This is a genomic window from Nonomuraea sp. NPDC050153, from assembly GCF_044460125.1.
Taxonomy (GTDB): domain Bacteria; phylum Actinomycetota; class Actinomycetes; order Streptosporangiales; family Streptosporangiaceae; genus Nonomuraea.
Genome location: NZ_JBITJQ010000047.1, coordinates 38,252 through 57,233, shown reverse-complemented (window position 1 = coordinate 57,233; position 18,982 = coordinate 38,252). Strand labels below are relative to the sequence as shown.

General features: G+C 72.1%; 14 protein-coding genes. 9 read left to right on the top strand and 5 right to left on the bottom strand.

Annotation, left to right across the window (positions count from 1 at the left end; all coding sequences use genetic code 11):
• Positions 1-19 precede the first annotated feature (19 nt).
• The gene (locus tag ACIBQ1_RS56255; RefSeq protein WP_397291266.1) at positions 20-1,174 is read right to left on the bottom strand and encodes a 4-hydroxybenzoate 3-monooxygenase; all 1,155 of its coding nucleotides are present in this window, start codon (positions 1,172-1,174) and stop codon (positions 20-22) included.
• Between the two features lie 68 nt (positions 1,175-1,242).
• On the opposite strand from ACIBQ1_RS56255, the gene ACIBQ1_RS56250 reads away from it, so the two are divergent.
• Complete coding sequence (locus ACIBQ1_RS56250; RefSeq protein WP_397291264.1) at positions 1,243-2,010, top strand: IclR family transcriptional regulator; 768 nt, start codon at positions 1,243-1,245, stop codon at positions 2,008-2,010.
• Here the strand turns inward: ACIBQ1_RS56250 and ACIBQ1_RS56245 are convergent.
• The gene (locus tag ACIBQ1_RS56245; RefSeq protein WP_397291262.1) at positions 1,979-3,739 is read right to left on the bottom strand and encodes a thiamine pyrophosphate-dependent enzyme; all 1,761 of its coding nucleotides are present in this window, start codon (positions 3,737-3,739) and stop codon (positions 1,979-1,981) included. The genes ACIBQ1_RS56250 and ACIBQ1_RS56245 overlap by 32 nt on opposite strands.
• Before the next feature lie 87 nt (positions 3,740-3,826).
• Between ACIBQ1_RS56245 and ACIBQ1_RS56240 the strand changes: the two genes are divergently transcribed.
• The 7 genes from ACIBQ1_RS56240 (at position 3,827) to ACIBQ1_RS56210 (ending at position 10,749) form a co-directional block, all read left to right on the top strand.
• Entirely contained in the window at positions 3,827-4,720 is an 894-nt protein-coding gene (locus tag ACIBQ1_RS56240) for an SDR family oxidoreductase (RefSeq protein ID WP_397291261.1), read from the top strand.
• A 113-nt stretch (positions 4,721-4,833) separates the two neighbouring features.
• A complete protein-coding gene (locus ACIBQ1_RS56235; protein ID WP_397291259.1) occupies positions 4,834-5,412 on the top strand; it encodes a helix-turn-helix domain-containing protein in 579 nt (192 codons plus the stop codon).
• 34 nt (positions 5,413-5,446) lie between these two features.
• The gene (locus tag ACIBQ1_RS56230; RefSeq protein ID WP_397291257.1) at positions 5,447-6,565 is read left to right on the top strand and encodes an ABC transporter substrate-binding protein; all 1,119 of its coding nucleotides are present in this window, start codon (positions 5,447-5,449) and stop codon (positions 6,563-6,565) included.
• Between the two features lie 6 nt (positions 6,566-6,571).
• Positions 6,572-7,447 carry an ABC transporter permease gene (locus ACIBQ1_RS56225; RefSeq protein WP_397291255.1) on the top strand — a complete coding sequence of 292 codons (876 nt, stop codon included), beginning with the start codon at positions 6,572-6,574 and terminating at the stop codon, positions 7,445-7,447.
• Positions 7,444-8,238, top strand: coding sequence for an ABC transporter permease (locus tag ACIBQ1_RS56220; RefSeq protein WP_397291253.1), 795 nt, complete (start codon positions 7,444-7,446; stop codon positions 8,236-8,238). Before ACIBQ1_RS56225 ends, ACIBQ1_RS56220 begins: the two co-directional genes overlap by 4 nt.
• Complete coding sequence (locus ACIBQ1_RS56215) at positions 8,225-9,334, top strand: ABC transporter ATP-binding protein (RefSeq protein ID WP_397291251.1); 1,110 nt, start codon at positions 8,225-8,227, stop codon at positions 9,332-9,334. The genes ACIBQ1_RS56220 and ACIBQ1_RS56215 overlap by 14 nt, the downstream gene beginning before the upstream one ends.
• The gene (locus ACIBQ1_RS56210; protein ID WP_397291249.1) at positions 9,331-10,749 is read left to right on the top strand and encodes an NAD(P)/FAD-dependent oxidoreductase; all 1,419 of its coding nucleotides are present in this window, start codon (positions 9,331-9,333) and stop codon (positions 10,747-10,749) included. The genes ACIBQ1_RS56215 and ACIBQ1_RS56210 overlap by 4 nt, the downstream gene beginning before the upstream one ends.
• Positions 10,750-10,770: 21 nt before the next feature.
• Here ACIBQ1_RS56210 and ligD read toward each other — a convergent pair whose 3' ends face one another.
• The gene (gene ligD, locus ACIBQ1_RS56205) at positions 10,771-11,973 is read right to left on the bottom strand and encodes a non-homologous end-joining DNA ligase (protein ID WP_397291247.1); all 1,203 of its coding nucleotides are present in this window, start codon (positions 11,971-11,973) and stop codon (positions 10,771-10,773) included.
• Between the two features lie 32 nt (positions 11,974-12,005).
• Positions 12,006-15,212, bottom strand: coding sequence for a BTAD domain-containing putative transcriptional regulator (locus tag ACIBQ1_RS56200; protein ID WP_397291245.1), 3,207 nt, complete (start codon positions 15,210-15,212; stop codon positions 12,006-12,008).
• Positions 15,213-15,266: 54 nt separating this feature from the next.
• On the opposite strand from ACIBQ1_RS56200, the gene ACIBQ1_RS56195 reads away from it, so the two are divergent.
• Positions 15,267-16,547 (top strand): FAD-binding oxidoreductase, encoded by a 1,281-nt coding sequence (locus tag ACIBQ1_RS56195; RefSeq protein ID WP_397291243.1) that lies wholly within the window; start codon positions 15,267-15,269, stop codon positions 16,545-16,547.
• Positions 16,548-16,563: 16 nt separating this feature from the next.
• On the opposite strand, the gene ACIBQ1_RS56190 is transcribed toward ACIBQ1_RS56195, so the two are convergent.
• The gene (locus ACIBQ1_RS56190) at positions 16,564-18,981 is read right to left on the bottom strand and encodes a DUF4132 domain-containing protein (RefSeq protein WP_397291241.1); all 2,418 of its coding nucleotides are present in this window, start codon (positions 18,979-18,981) and stop codon (positions 16,564-16,566) included.
• Position 18,982: the final 1 nt, after the last annotated feature.

The following is an 18,982-nucleotide window of genomic DNA, read 5'->3' as shown; positions in this document are numbered from 1 at the left end:
TCCTCAGTCAGACCATCATTCACGGCAGGCCCACGTAGTTCTCGGCCAGGGTCGTCGCCGCCGCCTCCGACGAGGTCACGTAGTCGAGGTAGGACAGCTGCAGCCGCCGCCCGTACGGGTCCTCGTCCTCGAACGTGTGCAGCAGCGTCGTCATCCACCACGAGAAGTGCTGCGCCCGCCACACCCGCTTCAGGCACGCGTCGGAGTAACCGTCGAGCAGCCCGGTCGAGCCGTCCGCGAAGTACGCCGCCAGCGCCTCGGTCAGCACGCGGACGTCGGCCACGGCCAGGTTGAGCCCCTTGGCGCCGGTCGGCGGCACGATGTGGGCGGCGTCGCCGGCGAGGTAGAGCCGGCCGTACTGCATGGGCTCGGCCACGAACGCCCGCATCGGCGTGACGCCCTTCTCCGTGATCTCGCCGGTCGTCAGCGTGAAGCCGGGCACGCTCTCCAGCCGGGCCCTCAGCTCGGCCCAGATCCGCTCGTCCGGCCAGTCTTCCGCCCGCGCGTCCGCCGGAACCTGCAGGTAGAAGCGGCTGACGGTGGGCGAGCGCATGCTGTGCAGGGCGAAGCCGCGCTCGGTCCTGGTGTAGATCAGCTCTTCGGACGAGGGCGCCACCCTGGCCAGGATGCCCAGCCAGGCGAAGGGATAGTCCCGCTCGTAAACGCTCAGAACGCCCTCGGGGACGGCCGGCCTGGACACCCCGTGGAAGCCGTCGCACCCGGCGATCACGTCGCAGTCGAGCCGCTCGCCCCCGAAGGTCAGGTACGGGGCCGACTCCAGGGAGTGCACGGCCACGTCCTCGACCTCGAACCGGAGGTCGCCGCCGGCCGCCAGCCGGGCCGCGATCAGGTCCTTGACCACCTCCTGCTGCCCGTACACGGTGATGGACCGGCCCGGCACGAGCTTGTCGAAGGCGATGCGGTGGCCCGCGCCCCCGTACCTGAGCTCGATGCCGTGGTGCGGCAGCCCCTCGCGCAGCAGGCGCTCGCCGACGCCCGCCGCGACCAGCGTGTCCACCGTGCTCTGCTCCAGCACCCCGGCCCGCACCCGCCGCTCGACGTAGTCGCGGCTGCGCTTCTCCAGCACCACCGAGGAGATGCCGCGCAGGTGAAGCAAGTGGGACAGGAGCAGTCCCGCGGGGCCCGCCCCGATGATCCCGACCTGAGTTCGCATGAGGGAAGCATGCTGCCTTGACCGCGATTGGCCGAGCTCCTCCTTCCACTCAGTGGAAGAATGGCTCCATGGCAGGTGGAGCCCGGGAGCGCGGGCGCTCGGTGACGTCCAAGGTGCTGGCCGTCCTGGGCGCGTTCGACTCCGCGCATCAGCAGCTCACGCTGACCGACGTGGCCCGGCGCAGCGGGCTGCCGCTGAGCACGGCGCACCGGCTGGTCGCGGAGCTGGAGGAGTGGCAGGCGCTGAGCCGCGCGCCCGACGGGCGGCTGCGGGTCGGGCTGCGGCTGTGGGAGCTGGGCCAGCTCGCGCCCGGGCGGCTGCACGACCTGGCCCATCCGTGGCTGCAGGAGCTGTTCGCGAGCACGCGCGAGAACGTGCACCTGGCCGTGCGCGACGGGCTCGAGGTGCTGTACGTCGACAAGGTGTACGGCCGGCGGGCGGTGCCGATCGTGTCCAGGACCGGCGGCCGGCTGCCGATGCATCCGACGGGCGTGGGCAAGGCGCTGCTGGCGTACGAGCCCGACTGGTTCGTGAAGTCCTACCTCGCGCGCAAACTGGAGCGGCCCACCTCACACACGATCACCGAGCCGGGCCGGCTGGCCAGGGAGCTGGCCGTCGTGCGGGCCCAGGGGTACGCGCTGACGTACGAGGAGATGACCTTGGGCACCTGCTCGGCGGCGGCGCCGATCCTGGTGGACGGGCGGCCCGTGGCGGCCGTGGGCATCGTGCTGTCCTCGCGGCGCGCCCGCGAGCTGCCGCACCTGATCGAGCCGCTGCTGAGCACCGCGGCGGCTATCGCGAAGGCTAGTCCCCCAGCCGCTGGATCCGGTCCTTGAACAGGGTCGTGGCGATGGCGGCCTTGTGCGGCTGCCCCTTCAGGAACGCCTGGGCGAAGTTCTTCGCCTGCTCGTAGGTGACCTTGGCCGGCATGGGCGGCTCGTTCGGGTTCACGTCCACGTCCACCAGGGCCGGGCCGTCGTGCGCGAGCGCCTGCCCGATGGCCATGGCGACGTCCTCCGACTTGGTGACCTTGGCCCCGAACCCGCCGCACGACCTGGCCCAGGCCGAGAAGTCGGCCTCCGGCTCGGGGTAGCGCACGCCGTGCTCCGGGTAGCCGAGCACCATCTGCTCCCAGAGGATCTGGCCGAGCGAGTTGTTGTTGTTGATGATCACCTTGACCGGCAGCCGCTGCTGGACCGCCGTGAGGAACTCGCCCATCAGCATCGTGAAGCCGCCGTCCCCGACGTACGCGATGACCTGCCGGCCCGGGTAGGCGTGCTGCATGGCGATGGCGTACGGCAGCCCCGGCGCCATCGTGGCCAGCGTCCCGGACAGGTAGAACTCGCGCTCGCCGCGGATCGTCCAGTGCCGGGCGGCCCAGCTGGCGATGGTACCGGTGTCGCAGGTCAGGATGGCGTCGCCGGTGGCGAGCTCGTCCACGATGGACATGACGTACTGCGGCGCGACGGGGTCCCGGTCCGGGTTCTCCAGGGCGTCCATGTCGGCCCGCCACTTGGCCATCATTTCCTGATATTTCGTGAGATGGGCGCTGCGGTCCCGCGAGCCCAGCAGCGGCAGCAGCGCGCGCAGCCCCTCCTTCGCGTCGCAGATCACCGGCACGTCGGTCGCGATCCGCGCCCCCGCCCTGGTCGGATCCGCCTCGAACTGCACCACCCGCGCCCGCTCCGGCAGGAACCTGGAGTAGGGGAAGTTCGTGCCGACCATGAAGAGCACGTCGGCCTCGTCCATCAGCTCCTCGCTCGGCCGGGTGCCGAGCAGTCCGATCCCGCCGGTCGTGTACGGCGAGTCGTCCGGGACGACCGCCTTGCCGGGCAGCGTCTTGACCACGGGGGCGCCCAGCGCCTCGGCCACGGCCAGCACCTCCTGCCGGGCGTGCAGCGCGCCCTGGCCGACGAGCATGGCGGGACGTTCGGAGTTGTTGAGCACCTCGGCCGCCCATTCGACGTCCTCCAGGCGCGGCAGGCCGGACGGCCGCAGGTAGACGGGCGCGGTCTCCGGCAGCCGCGCCGGCGCCACGGTCGGGTACGGGGCCATCCCCGCCTCGGCCACCTGGAGGTCGTTGGGCAGCGTGAGATGGGCGACCCCGCGCCGCGCGTAGGCGGTCCTGATCGCCAGGTCCACCAGGGAGGGCAGCTGCGCCGGATTGGTGATCATCATGTTGTACTCGGCCACGTCCGCGAACAGCCGGTCGAGGTGCACCTCCTGCTGGTAGCCGGTGCCCAGCACGGACGTCTCCTGCATCCCCGTGATCGCCAGCACGGGCACGTGGTCCAGCTTGGCGTCGTAGAGGCCGTTGAGCAGGTGGATGCCGCCGGGCCCCGAGGTGGCCAGGCACACGCCGATCCGCCCGGTGGCCTTGGCATAGCCGGTGGCCATGAACGCGGCCGCCTCCTCGTGGTGGACGAGGACGAAGCGCACCCGGTCGCGGTGGCGCCGCAGCCCTTCCATGATGCCGTTGATGCCGTCGCCCGGCATGCCGAAGACGGTGTCGACACCCCACTCGGCGAGCCGCTCGACCAGGGATTCCGCTGCGATTCGAGCCATGGGGGCCGCTCTACCCTGCTCCGCCGCCCTCAGACGCTTTTACCAGATTCGTTGTCAATTGCGGGCATTCGCGGGTAGAGGGGCGGCATGCGCATTCTGGTCACGGGAGCAACGGGCACGCTGGGCGGGGCCCTGGTGCCCGCGCTGCTCAGGTCGGGCCACCGGGTGCGGGCGCTGAGCCGCACCAAGCGCGAGAGCCGCGGGAACGTCGAGTGGATGTGGGGCGACCTCGTCTCCGGGCACGGCCTCGCGGAGGCCGTGCGCGACATCGACGTCGTCGCGCACCTCGCCACCGGCGGCCGCAAGGGGCGCGGCGCCGTGGACGTGACCGGGACGCGCAAGCTGGTCGCCGCCGCCCGCCAGGAGGGGTATCCGCACCTGCTGTACGTCTCGTGCGTCGGGTCCGACAGCGCGGCCAGCGGCCACCTCCGGCACAAGCTGGAGGCCGAACGGCTGGTCTCGGAGAGCGAGCTGGGCTGGACGATCCTCCGCGCCACCCACTTCCACCAGGCGCTCGACCGGCGGCTCAGCGACTTCGAGTCGCTCCCCGTGCTGGCCGTGGACCGCTCGATGCCCTGGCAGCCGGTCCACACGGGCGAGGTGGCGGCCCGCCTCAACGAGCTGATCGCCGCGGGCCCCGCGATGGACGAGATCGAGTACGGCGGCCCCCAGGTGCTCGACACGGAGGAGCTGGTCAGAACCTGGCTGGAGGCCAGGAACCTGCACCGCCCCTGCCTGCCCGTACGCTTCCCCGGCAGCCTGTACGCGGCCCAGCGCGCCGGCGAGCTGCTGACCGACGCCGAGCCGAAAGGCCGGATCACCTGGCGCGACCACCTCTTCCCGCCGCCGCCCGAGCCTTCCGACGACTTCGCCTCGGAGCACACCACCTCGCCCACCAGCCCCGCCAACCAGCCGGAACACGACCCCGACCTGCACGTCTACGGGGGCGACGAGGGCTACGAGCGCCCCACCCGCGGCTGACCCCTTTTACGCACTCGTTACACAGCTCCCCCTTGATGGGCATTCGGCTACCTATGTACGGTCCTTTCATTGCCACTTAACAACTTGTTCAGTGCAGCCAATCGAGAGGTTCGATGACGGAGTCGGAGAACGCCCGTTTGGGTGCGCGAATCCGCGCCTACCGCAACATGCGCCGCATGACCGTGCGCGCACTCGCGGCGGAGGCCAGGGCGAGCGCGAGCTTCATCAGCCAGTTGGAGCGCGGGCAGACCAGCTCCAGCATCGGGATGCTCAGGCGGATAGCCTCGGCCCTCGGGCTCACGGTCGCGGATCTGTTCAACGAGGAGGACGAGATCGGCCACCGGGTGGTGCGCCGCGAGGCGCGTCCGGAGCTCCACACGGCTCCCGGCACGCGCAAGTTCCTGATCTCCCAGCGTCCGCTCCAGAGCGTGGAGGTGTACGCGGGGGAATTCGATCCGGGCTCGTCCACCGGGGACGAACCGTACACCCACGGCGACTCCCAGGAGATCTTCCTGGTCATCCGCGGGCGGATCACTCTCTGGCTCGGACCCAACGGCTCCGCCGCCGCACACGTGCTGGAGCCCGGGGACAGCGTGGAGTACCGCACGTCGGTCCCCCACCGAATCGTCAACGAGAGTGACGAGACCGCCGAGGTCCTCTGGGTGGTCGCCCCACCTACTACTTCCTCCTGAACCCCAGCCATACCTGCCAACAAGGGGGTTACCCATGCCGAAGCACCCAGCGCGACTGGCCGCCACGGCCGGTGTCGCGGCTTCGCTCCTGCTCGCCACCGCCTGCGGAGCCGGCTCGGCGGCGCCCGCCTCGATCGATCTCGGGTCGGGGCCCGCCAAGTCGGGCACGATCAAGAAGGACGCGCTCAGCGGCCTCAACATGACCTTCGTCTCCTACGGCGGCGCCTACCAGGAAGGCCAGCAGAAGGCGGCGGTGGACGCGTTCGCCCAGGAGTCCGGCGCCAAGATCCTCCAGGACGGCCCGACCGACTACGCCAAGATCAAGGCGCAGGTCGACTCCTCCAACGTCACCTGGGACGTGATCGACACCGACTCCATCTGGGCCGAGGCCCAGTGCGGCAAGCTGCTCCAGCCGCTCGACTACAAGATCATCGACAAGTCCAAGGTCCCCGACGGCCTGTCCACCGAGTGCAGCGTCCCCGCGATGCAGTACGGGATGGTGCTCGTCTACAACAAGGACAAGTTCGGTGCCAACCCGCCCAAGGGCTGGAAGGACTTCTTCGACACGACGGAGTTCCCCGGCAAGCGCGCCATCTCCGGCAACCCCGGCGACTCGGCGCCCGGACCGTTCGAGGCCGCGCTGGTCGCCGACGGCGTGGCACCCGACCAGCTCTACCCGATCGACGTCGACCGGGCGACCAAGAAGCTGCAGTCGGTCCGCTCGAACCTGGTCTTCTGGAAGACCGGCGCCGAGGCCCAGCAGCTGCTGGAGTCCGGCGAGGTGGACATGGGGATGGTCTGGAGCGGCCGGGCCTACGCCGCCGTCAAGAACGGCGCGCCGTTCCAGGTCGCGTGGGACCAGTGGATGCCGATCATGGACTCGCTGACCGTGCCGAAGAACGCCAAGAACCCGAAGGCGTCGATGGCGCTGATCAACTACTACCTGGGTGCTCAGCAGCAGGCCAAGCTGACGGAGCTGACCTCGTACTCGCCGATCAACACCGACGCCAAGCCGAGCCTCGACCAGACCGGCCAGGCCTTCCTGACCACCGCTCCGGGCGTGCCGGAGAAGGCACTCAAGATCGACTCCAAGTGGTGGGCCGAACACCAGCCGGAGATGATCGAGAAGTGGTCGGCCTGGCTCGGCGGCTGATCGCGCATGGCCTCCACCCTGCAGGCGGTCGCCCCGCCCGCCGCCGCCAGGCAGCCGGCGGACCCTGAGCGCCGCCCGGCGCTCCTGGTCCTGCCGGCGCTGGTGGCGCTCGCCGTCTTCTTCCTGTATCCGCTGATCTCGATGGTGATCAGCGCGTTCACCGACCCGGCGCCCGGTCTGGGCAACTTCACCTGGTTCTTCAGCGAGCCCCAGAACCTGCGGGTGCTCGGCCGCACGTTCACCACCGCCCTGTGGGTGACGGTGATCGCGCTGATCCTGGCCTACCCGTACGCGTACGCCATGACGATCGCCGGCCCGCGGGCCAGGGCCGTGCTGACGCTCCTGGTGCTGGTGCCGTTCTGGACCAGCCTGATGGTGCGGACCTTCGCCTGGGTGATCCTGCTGCAGGACACCGGCGTGGTGAACGACGCGCTGGGCGTCATCGGGCTGGGCCCGTTCAGCCTGATCCGCACCCAGACGGGCGTGGTGATCGGGATGGTGCAGCTGCTGATGCCGTTCATGGTGCTGCCGCTCTACGCGGTGATGAGCGGGATCGACCGGCGGCTGCTCACCGCGGCGGGCAGCATGGGAGCGCGGCCCGCCAAGGCGTTCCTCGACGTCTACGTGCCGCTGTCGCTGCCCGGGGTGTCGGCGGGGTGCCTGACCGTGTTCATCAGCGCGCTCGGGTTCTACATCACCCCCGCGCTGCTCGGCTCCCCCACCGACGCGCTGCTGTCGCAGCAGATCTTCACGCAGGTCAACGGCCTGCTGAAGTGGGGCCGCGGCGGCGCCATGGGCGTGGTCCTGCTCGGGCTCACGCTGGCCATGATCGCGCTGCTGGCGGTCACGCTGCGCCGCGCCGGGAAGAAGGTGACCGGATGAGCGCGCGTGCGGGCCGCGGGGTGCTGTGGGCGTTCTGCGCCCTGGTCGGCGTGTGGCTGGTGGCCCCCGCGCTGATCGTGGTGCCGCTCAGCTTCACCTCGAAGGCGTCGCTCAAGTTCCCGCCGGACGGCTGGTCCACCCGTTGGTACGAGCACTTCTTCGGCGACCCGGCCTGGATGTCGGCCCTGTGGACCTCGATCGAGGTGGGCCTGCTGGTCACCGTCGTCTCCACCGTGCTCGGCACGGCGGCGGCGCTCGGCCTGACCAGGGCCAGGATGCGCGGGCTCGCGCTGGTCCAGGGGTCGATGCTGGCCCCGATGATCGTGCCCGGGGTCGTGCTGGCCATCGGCGTCTACGCCGTGTTCCTGAAACTGCAGCTCGTCGGGACGCTCGTGGGCTTCGTCATGGCGCATACCGTGCTGGCGCTGCCGTTCGTGATGATCCCGGTGACGGCGTCGCTGAGCGGGTTCGACCGGCGGCTGGAGAGCGCGGCGGCCAGCCTGGGCGCGGGCCGCTGGACCACGTTCCGCACCGTGACGCTGCCGCTGGTCGCGCCCGGCGTGGCCGCGGGCGCGCTGTTCGCGTTCGTCACCAGCTTCGACGAGGTGGTCGTCTCGCTGTTCATCCAGAGCCCCTACCTGCAGACCCTGCCGGTGAAGATGTACGCGAGCGTCACCCGCGAGACCGACCCGACCATCGCCGCGGCGGCCACGATGATCATCGTGCTGACCACGAGCCTCGTCCTGATCGCCACCTTCTTCGTCGCCAGGAGGTCACGTGCCCACCAGTAACGATCTCGCCGCCCGCGGCGCCGGCATCGAGCTGACCGGACTGACCAAGCGCTACGGCGACTTCGTCGCCGTGGACGACGTCTCGCTGTCGATCAAGCCGGGCGAGTTCATCACGCTGCTCGGGCCGAGCGGCTCGGGCAAGACGACCACGCTGAACATCATCGCCGGCTTCGACCACCCCACCGCCGGCGAGCTGACCGTGGACGGGACCGCCATCGCCGCGACGCCCGCCCACAAACGGGACATGGGCATGGTCTTCCAGCACTACGCCCTGTTCCCGCACATGACGGTCGCCGAGAACATCGCGTACCCGCTCAAGCAGCGCAAGGTGCCCAAGGCGCGCCGCGCCGAGCTGGTCGCGGCCGCGCTGGCCACCGTCCACCTCGGCGAGTACGGCCACCGCTACCCGCGCGAGCTGTCCGGCGGCCAGCAGCAGCGCGTGGCCGTGGCCCGCGCCATCGTCTACAGCCCGCGCGTGCTGCTGATGGACGAGCCCCTGGGCGCGCTGGACAAGAAGCTGCGCGACTGGCTCCAGCTCGAGATCAAGCGCATCCACGGCGAGCTCGGCACCACGTTCGTCTACGTCACGCACGACCAGGACGAGGCGCTGGTGCTCTCGGACCGCATCGCGGTGTTCAACCGTGGCCGCATCGAGCAGGTGGGGCCCGCCGAGGAGCTGTACGAGCGGCCCGCCACGCTGTTCGTGGCCCGCTTCCTCGGCGAGTCCACGATCCTGCGCGGCGACGTCACGCCCGACGGCATCGGCGTGTGCGCGCGACTGCTGCGGGCGCCCGGTGAGCTGTCCGAGAAGGCGGGCGCGCTCGTCGTACGCCCGGAGCGGCTGTCCGTACGGGAGGCGGGTTTCTCCCCCGGCTCCGGCTGGAACGCGCTGCCGGCCACCGTCACCGGCGAGATTTACCTGGGCTCCAGCAGGAAGCTGGAGCTGAGGCTGCCCGACGGCTCGTCCGCGCTGGTGCGCGAGCAGGCCGGCAGCCTCAGCGACGCCCGTGGCGGCGAAGAGGTCACGCTGACGTGGCGCGTCGCCGACTCCGTCCTGCTGCCCGACTCGCCCGATGTGGAGGCTGTGCTCACGTGAAAGGCATCCCGCTCACCAAGGACTTCGCCAACGGCGGCGTCTCGTTCTGGTACCGCCAGATCGGCCTGCCGGACCGGCGTCCCGCGCTGCCGGGGCCGCGCTCGTACGACGTGGCCATCGTCGGCGGCGGCTACACCGGCCTGTGGACCGCCTACTACCTGAAGAAGGCCGAGCCGGGGCTGCGGATCGCGATCCTGGAGAAGGAGTTCGCCGGGTTCGGGGCCTCGGGGCGCAACGGCGGGTGGCTGTCGGCGGAGTTCGCCGGGTCGCGCAAGCGGTACGCCAAGGCGCGCGGCCGGCAGGCGATGATCGACCTGCAGCACGCGATGTTCGACGCCGTGGACGAGGTCATCGCGGTGACCCGCGAGGAGGCCATCGACGCCGACATCCACAAGGGCGGCCTCGTCCACGTCGCGACGAACCCGGCCCAGCGGCGCCGGCTGCGCGCGGAGCTCGATGACCTGCGCACCTGGGGGTACGGCGAGGACGACCTGCGGCTGATGGACCGCGACGAGCAGCGCGAGCGCGTGCAGGTGGCGGGCACGCTGGAGGCCACCTACTCGCCGCACTGCGCCCGCATCCAGCCCGCCAAGCTGGCCGTCGGCCTGGCCGAGGCGGTCGCCCGGCTCGGGGTGGACATCTTCGAGGACACCACGGTGACGAAGATCATCCCGCGGCGGGACGGCGGCCAGGCGGCGGCGATCACCACGCGCGGGGCGGTCACGGCCGACTACGTCATCCGCGCCACCGAGGGCTTCACCGCCTCGCTGGCCGGGCAGCACCGGCAGTGGCTGCCGATGAACAGCTCCATGATCGTCACCGAGCCGCTGCCGGCCGAGGTGTGGAAGCACATCGGCTGGGAGGGCAACGAACTGCTCGGGGACGAGGCGCACGCCTACATCTACGCGCAGCGCACCGCCGACGACCGCATCGCGATCGGCGGGCGGGGCGTGCCCTACCGGTACGGCTCGCGTACCGACGTGCGGGGCGCCACGCAGCCGCAGACGGTGGAACTGCTGTGGCGGATGCTGGTCAAGCTCTTCCCCGCGGCGGCGGACGCGCGGATCCAGCATTCCTGGTGCGGCGTGCTGGGCGTGCCGCGCGACTGGTGCTCGACGGTCCACCTGGACCACACGACCGGTCTCGGCTGGGCGGGCGGCTATGTCGGCAGCGGCGTCACGACCACCAACCTGGCCGGCCGCACCCTGCGCGACCTGGTGCTGCGCCAGGACACCGAGCTGACGGCCCTGCCCTGGGTGGGCCGCCAGGTGCGCCAGTGGGAGCCCGAGCCGCTGCGGTGGACGGGGGTGCAGCTCATCTACGCGCTCTTCCGCGCCGCCGACCGCCAGGAGAACGACCACGGCACCACCACGTCGCCGTTCGCGCGGATGGCGAACCTGATCTCCGGCCGCTGACACCTCTCCCCCGGAGCGTGCTCAGCGCTCCGGGGGCCCGGCACCGCCCCAGGGGTTGTAGTCGATCTCCAGCGGCTCCTGCGGCGGCCGCTCGGCCTCCGGCACGTGCTGGAGGTTGACGCGGATGCGATACCACACGCTGCTGCGCCCCCGCATGCCGTCGACCAGCACGTCGGCGGGCTCCAGCCGGTCGGCGACCGCCGGGTGGCGGGCCTTCCACCGCTCGAACCCGGCCAGCGCCTCCTCCTTGTGCTCCGCCCGCGCGATCTCGATGACGGGCATGGTCTGCTGCCGGCCCCCCGTGCCCTTGGGTGGCTTGGGCGCGGGCCCGAGCTCCTCGGCCAGCGCCAAGAGCCCGTCGAGCGAGCCCGGGTGCAGGTCCATGTCCTCCCACGGGTCGCCGACCTCGGCCAGCCGCTTGGGCACGGTGTCGATCGTGAACGCCTCGGGGCGGCAGCCCGGCACCTCGTCCCAGGTCAGCGGTGTCGAGACGCGGGCGTCCTGCACGGCCCGCACGGAGTAGGCGGAGGCCACGGTGCGGTCGTAGGCGTTCTGGTTGAAGTCGACGAACACGCCGTGCCGCTCCTCCTTCCACCACCGGCTGGTGGCCAGCTCGGGCGCGCGCCGCTCGACCTCGCGGGCCACCGTCTCGGCCGCCTTGCGCACCTTGGCGAACGGCCAGCGCCGCTCGATGCGGGCATAGACATGAAACCCCCGCGACCCGGACGTCTTGGGCCAGGCGACCAGCCCGTGATCGGCCAGCACCTCGCGCGCCACCTGCGCGGTGGCCAGCACGTCGGCCCACTCGACGCCCGGCACCGGGTCGAGGTCGATGCGCAGCTCGTCGGGCCTGGACAGGTCGTCGGCGCGCACCGGATGGGGGTTGAGGTCGACGCACCCGAGGTTGACCACCCACAGCAGCTGGGCCAGGTCGGTGCAGACGACCTCCTCCGCGCTCAGCCCCGAGCGGTATTTCAGCTGGGCCACCTCGATCCAGTCGGGCCGCTTGGCCGGGGCGCGCTTCTGGAAGAACGCCTCCTGCTCGATGCCGTGCACGAACCGCTTGAGCACCATCGGCCGCCCGTGGACGCCCCGCAACGCCCCCTCTCCCACGGCCTGGTAGAAGCGGATCAGGTCGAGCTTGGTGTGGCCGGACTGCGGGAAGACCACCTTGTCGGGGCTGGTGATGCGGACCTCGCGACCCGCGACCTCGATGTCAGGCATACGGTCACCATACGCGGGGCCACCGACAACACTCAGGGCACCAGTTCGGCGCGGCGGGCGCGGCTGCGCGACTCCAGGTAGGCCAGGCCGAGCCGCCGGTGCGTGTCGACGGCCGCCTGGTTGTGCTCGCGGGCCTCCTCCGTACGCCCGAGCCGGAGCGCGAGCTCGGCCAGCACGTCCCGCACGGAGCCCAGGGCCGCGCTGCCCGTGCCCAGGACGACGATCTGGTCGGCGATCGGCAGCAGCCGTTCGTACATCCGCGCGGGGTCGGGGGTGCCGAGCTGGGCTGCCACGAGGCCCCAGACCGGGAAGAAGAAGTCCGCCGACCAGTCCTCGCGCAGGTCCACGCCCCACCGTTCGACCAGCTGCCGCGCCTGTCCGGTGCGGCCCACGTCCAGGCAGGCCAGGACGGCGAGCGGGCGCACCATGCTCATGAGCGGCCGGTCGCCCGCGGCCACCAGCTCGTCCACCAGCTCCGCCACCCGGCCCTCGCCGCGCCGGCACGTGTAGCGGACGCCGAGGCGGCGGGCCTCCTGGCCCCACAGGCTCGCCCCGAAGGAGATCGCGGGGAAGTGCTCGGCCAGCGCCTCGGCCTCCGCCCACCGGCCGTGCAGGGCGTGGTCGGCGGTCTGCGCGACGCGGACCATGGCCTCCAGCTCGGGCCGGGCCACCTCGTGCAGCAACTGCTCGCAGCGGGCCAGGTCCCTGCTCCACTCGGCCAGCTCACCCGCGCGCAGCAGGCACGCCATGCGCAGCACCCGCGCCACCAGCCTGGCCTCCCTGGGCAGGCCGGGGATGGCCAACATCTCCTCGGCCGCCGCCAGCCGCTCGGGGTTGCGGCCGGGGACGAAGCTCGCGATCAGGTAGTTGTTGAGCGCCCTGGCCAGCAGCATGGGATCGCCGGAGCGGCGGGCCAGGCCGACCGCGTCGAGCGCCAGCCGCTCGCCCTCGGCGCGCCGGGGACCGTAGTGCAGCTCGATGCCGAGCGTGCCCAGGAGCGCGGCCCTGGACCGGTCGTCGAGGTCGCCCGCCAGGAGGTCCTCCAGGATGGCGACCATGTCCTCGTCCACGACGCCGTACGGGCGCCAGTTCCACACCGACAGGCCGCCGAAGACCGAGACCGCCGCCACCAGCGCGTCCCGGTCGCCGAGCCGCTGGGCCTGGGCGACGGCCTCGGTCAGGTCGCGGTAGGCGCCCTCGGCGTCGCCCGTGGTGCGGCGGGCCTGGCCCAGCTCGGTCAGCACCCGGCAGCGCCCGGGCGAGTCGCCGGGCGGCAGGTGGTCCAGCGCCAGCTCCCACAGCTGCACGGCCTCCTGGTAGCCGTGCCGTTCCGCGGCCTGCCCGGCGGCCCGGCCGGCGTACGTGACGGCCTTGGCCGCGCCGCCCAGCCGCGCCGCGGCGGCGAAGTGGCCCGCCAGGATCGCCGGGTCGGCGCCGGGCAGGGCCTCCAGGCGCCCGGCGACGCGCAGGTGCAGGCGGGCGCGGTCGAGCCGGGTCAGGCCCTGGTCGAGCGCCTGCCGTACGAGGGCGTGGGAGAAGCGGTAGTCGGCGGCCCCGGCCGGCGGCCCGGCCGGCAGCTCGGCCAGCAGCCCGGCGGCCAGCGCGGGCTCCAGGTCCGACATGACCTCCTCGACGGGGCGGTCCACGAGGGCCGTCAGCAGGTCCAGCGCCACCTCCCGGCCCGCGACCGCGGCGGCTCTGAGCAACTCCTGGGTGGGCTCGGGGAGGCGGGCCAGGCGGCGTTCGATGACGTCGCGGGCGCCGGGCGGGACGAGGTGGCGCTCGCGTTCGGGCAGGCGGAGCAGCTCGGCCAGGTAGAACGGGTTGCCGCCCGAGCGGTCGAGCAGCTCCCGCGGGTCGGCGGCGAGGTCGCGCAGGCGCAGGTAGTCGCGCACGCCCGAGGCGTCGAACGGCGCCAGCGGCAGCCGGCGGCCCTCCCTGGCCAGCGTGCCCAGGGTCTCGCGCAGTTGCTCGGGGTGGTCGCCCGGCTCGGGCCTGAGCGTGGCCACGACCAGTGCGGAGGTCCTGGCCAGCTCGCCGGCGACGTGGCCGAGCAGCTTCAGGGAGGAGGCGTCGGCCCAGTGCAGGTCCTCCAGCACCACGAGCAGGGGGCCGGTCCGCAGCTCCGCCAGCACGGCGTCGTACAGGTCGAACAGCTCGGCCTGCGGGGACGGCGGGATCAGGCCCGCGCGGGTCCACGGCCAGAACGCGGGGGCCGTGCCGCCGTCGAGGCAGCGGCCCCACTCCACCCGAAAGCCCCTGGCCGTGGCCAGGTCGGCGACGGCCCTGGCCAGGCTCGTCTTGCCGATGCCCGCCTCGCCGGTGACCAGCGCCAGCCCGCCCCTGCCGCCTCTGGCCCGCGCCAGCAGCTCCTCCAGGACCCGCAGCTCGCCCTCCCTGGCCACGAGCCTGTCGGACCCCGGGTCCGCGGGGACGGTCGCGGGAACGGGGTCGGGGGCGCTCGCTGGGTTGAGCTTGGGGCCCGGGTCGAGCTCGGGCGCCTGCTCGAACACCGCCTGCTCCAGCCGCCTCAGCTCGGGCCCCGGCTCGATGCCCAGCTCGCCGGAGAGCAGGGCGCGTACCTTGCGCAGCGCGGCGAGCGCGTCGGCCTGGCGGCTCGCCCGGTACAGCCCGAGCACGAGCAGCCCCCACGCCCGCTCCCGGTAGGGGTGCGCCTCCGTCAGCGCCTCCAGGTCGGGCACGCTGGCCTCGCCGAGCGCCAGCAGGGACTCCAGCCGGTCCTCCTCGGCCGCCAGCCGCAGCTCCTCCAGCCGCGCGGACGCCACCGGCGCCAGATCGGGGAACTCGGCCAGCGGCTCCCCCCGCCACAGCGCGAGCGCCCGGTCGAGCGTCCGCGCGCCCTCCGCGTGCCGCCCCTGCCTGACCAGGCGCGCCCCGTCGGCGGCCCACGCGGCGAAGCGGCCCACGTCCGTCTGGCCGGGCGTGACGTCCAGCACGTAGCCGGGCTCGCGGGTGAGCAGCAGCCGGGGCGGCGTGCGCGGCTTGCGGTCCGGCTCCAGCACCCGCCGCAGATGCGAGACGTACGCCTGCAGCGTCGCCGTGGCCTTGGCCGGTGCCTCCCCCGACCACAGCTCCTCGATCAGCCGGTCGAGCGGCACGACGCGGCCGGGCTCCAGGGCCAGCCTGGCCAGGACCGCCCGCTGCTTGCGGGTGCCGAGGTCGAGCCGGTTGCCGTCGCCGTCGTCCACCTCAAGCGGACCGAACAGTCTGAACTCCACGAACCCCAAGTCAACCTCAAATACTTTCCAAGTGCCGAAACGCATGCTTGATCCATGAACGAACTGAAGAACTTGACCACCGGCCGCGTGCTCCTCCCCGGCGACGAGGGTTTCGACGAGGCGCGCAGGCCGTGGAACCTGGCCGTCGACCAGCGGGTGCGCGCGGTCGTCGAAGCGGCCGACACCGACGACGTGGCGGCCGCGGTCGGTTACGCCCGGCTGCACGGGCTGGCGGTGACCGCGCAGCCGAGCGGCCACGGCGCCTCCGGCGACACCGAGGGCACGATCCTGCTGCGGACCGGCGGCCTGGGCGGAGTGGAGATCGACAACGGGGTGGCGCGCGTCGGCGCGGGTGTGAAGTGGGGCGAGGTGCTGACGGCGGCGAGCCCGCTCGGGCTGACCGGCCTCGCGGGCAGCTCCCCCGTGGTCGGCGTGACCGGGTACACGCTGGGTGGCGGGCTGAGCTGGTTCAGCAGGAAGTACGGCTTCGCCGCCGACAGCGTGCGGGCCTTCGACGCGGTGGACGCCGAGGGCCGGCGGATCCGGGTGACGGCCGAACGGGACCCCGAGCTGTTCTGGACGCTGCGGGGCGGCGGCGGCGACTTCGCGATCGTGACGGCGATGGAGTTCGACCTGCGGCCCGCGCCCTTCCTGTACGGCGGGCGGATCATGTGGCCGATCGAGCGGGCGCCCGAGGTGCTGGCCGCCTACCGCGAGGTCACCGCGGGCGCGCCGGACGAGCTGACGGTCTGGTTCGACCTGCTGCAGATCCCCGGCGGCCCGGGGTTCGTCATGATCGACTGCACGTACCTGGGCCGGGACCCGGGCGCGCTGCTGCGGCCCTTCGAGCTGATCGGCGGCGCTCTCAGTGACAACCGGCGACTGCTGCCGGTGGCCGAGCTGGGCTCCGTCTGCGACGAGCCCACCGATCCCCAGCCCGGCACCAGCCGGTGCGAGCTGCTGACCGGGCTCGACGACCAGGTGGCCGGCGTGCTGCTGGGCGAGCCGATCGACCCGATGATCAGCGTGCAGATCCGGCACCTGGGCGGCGCGCTGTCCAGGCCCGCCGACGGGGGCGGCGCCGCGGGGCACCTGGACGAGCCGTACCTCGTCTACGCGATCGGCCGGCCCACCGAGGCCACGGCTGAGCGCCTCGGGCGGCTGGGCAAGGCGCTGGTGCCGTTCAGCAGCGGACGCAAGCCGTACACGATGCTGCACGGCGGCGAGCAGGCCGCGGCGGCGTTCCCGAGCGAGTCGCTGGCCCGGCTCCGCGACCTCAAGCGCTCCCGCGACCCGCACGGCGTCATCCGAGCCAACTTCCCCGTGCTGAGGTAGAGCCGGGCGGCGCCGCTCAGGGCCGGATCTGGTGGGTGATGGACGGGTCGGTGATCGCGGTGTCGGCGGCCAGGAGGAACGCCTTCGACAGGACGATCGACAACATGCCGCCGTCCTCCTCGAAGGGCAGGAAGACCGGGTCGCCCGAACCGCGGCGGGGGACGATGCACAGGTAGGCGTCGTTGGGTTCCATGAGGATGTTGCCCGAGCCGAGATGGATCTTGTAGGTGCGCAGGTCACCGCGGACGCGCAGGAACCGGTCGGTGATGGCGCAGCGGTCGGCGATGGCCAGGCGCGGCAACAACCGGGCCAGCGCGTCACGGCGGACGCGGGCGGTCTCGGTCAGGTCGCCGAAGCCGTAGGACTGCCAGTACTCGCCGTCCCCCTCGGGGTCCAGGCCGGTGGAGGTGACGCCGACGGCCAGGTCGGCGTCACGCAGCACCTCCGACAGCGTCAGCGGGGCCACCTCGGTCAGCGGAACTCGGCGCCCGCCGTCGTCGGTGAAGTGGAGATCGCCGCTGACGCAGATGGACACCGTGCCGAAGTCGTCTCGCTCGAACGAGCCCTCATCCAGATGAAAGCCCCAGTGGGCGACCAGGCCGCCGGGGAGCTCCTTGGCGGCTTCGGCCTGGTCCGAACCGTACTCCCAGCCCCAGTGGCCCAGGGTCATCCCGGTCCAGCCGCGGCCGGTCAGCAACGCCTTCGCCTGACCGTAGCGCAGCAGATGACCGGTGAAGCGGCGCGAGTGGTCGAGAGTCTCCTCCTCGGCGGGGGTGAGCAGGTAGACCTCGCGGAAGGCCTGCTTGAACGGCTGGCGCAGGCCGTGCTCCATGAGGTGGTCGCGCCAGACGCGCACTTCTTCCATGCCGTGGGAGATGGGGTGCCAGAGAAGCACCGGCGTGTCGGGGGAGGGCTGGATGCGGCGCCCGGCCGGGTCGGTCAGCTCCCAGGTGCCGTCCACGAGCACCGGGCGCCCGGCCGGTCCCTGGAGGATCTCCCAGATCAAGGTCCTGCCCAAGGAGCCGGTGACCGGGTGGTCGAGGTAGTACTCGCACACCTCACTCCAGCGCCAGACGCGTTCGGTGGCCAGTGCGCGCTCGATCCGGAAGCGCTCGGCCGGCAAGACCTTCCTGATCTCCTTGGCGGTGGCCTTGAGCTCGGCCAGCAGGTCCTTGTGCTCCTCGCGGACGGCTTTGGGGATCGTCTTGCGGATCTTGCCGGCGGGGTCGACGAAGGCCACGACGCCGTCGAGGGTCAGCCGCAGGCCGTGTTCGGCGCGAGTGCCGTCGGGACCCAGCCCGAAGCTCGGGACCGAGCGCTCCAGCAGTTGCTCGGGCGACAGCCCGTTCCGCGCGGCGACCGCGTCCAAGGTCTTGGCCACGCCCGCCAGGATGGTCTTCTTGCGTACCTTGGCCTGCACCCGGGCCAGCTGGGCGACCACCTCCAGGCCGCCGCGCCGGGCCAGCACCCCGATCGCGGCGTTGGCGAGCATCTCGCTGCGCGCGTTGGCGCCGGAGCCGCCGATCCCGGTGCCGGTCGCCACGGCGACGTCGCCCAGCAGCGCTGTCACCCACGGCTCGTCGATCAGCTCGCAGGTCCACACCATGCCGCGCAGCGGTACGGCGGTGCGCTCGCGCAGGAAGACGGTCTCGGTCCACTCGCCGTCGCGGGTGGGGTGCCGGAGCGTGACCTCACGGTGGGCGATGACCTGGCCGAGGAGGTCTTTGATCAGTTCTGCGGCCTGCGGGGTCAGCAGCTCGGTAGCCCGCCTGGTCCACCTGGCGCTGGGTTTGGAGGCGGTGGCGGTGGTCCAGTGCCGCAGCAGCGGCAGGACCTCGGGAGCGGTGAGGCGGGTGGCGTGATCGGCGATCATCCGGGTGGCGAACGCGTCGTCCTCCCACATGATGTTGCGGACGGTGGCGCCGGGATCGTCGGTCTCCGGTTCTGTCAGTAGCTCCTCGACCGGCTCGCGCAGGACCTCCCAGGCAGGCTTCCAGTGCTGGGCGAACCACCTGGGCATGGAGTTCAGCACGTTGCGCCGCTCGTGGTAGGGCAGCCGGGCGGTGGCGGCCAGCGGCAGCCGGTACAGCTCGGCGTAGTTGGTGTGCCGCCAGGTCATCAGGCCGTTGGCCGCGCTCCACAGCTGGATGACCACCGCCTCGGGAACCTCCGGCAGGTGGCCGATCACCTCGCGGATGACGTCGAGCCGGCGTTCGTCGTGGTCGTGGCCGCCGTCCCAGCCGAGGCTGAGCCGCATCTGCGCCCACACGGCGAGGAGGCGTAACTCGCTCTCGTCGTACTCCCCCGCCTTGAAGGCCTGATGAGCGGCGAAGGCGGAGTCGAACCGCTCGAACACCTCTTTGTGGTCGTTGGCCAGATAGACGAAGTGGTAGTGGTTGTTGAGTGGAGAGTCGCGAAGAATGTCGTAGTTCACG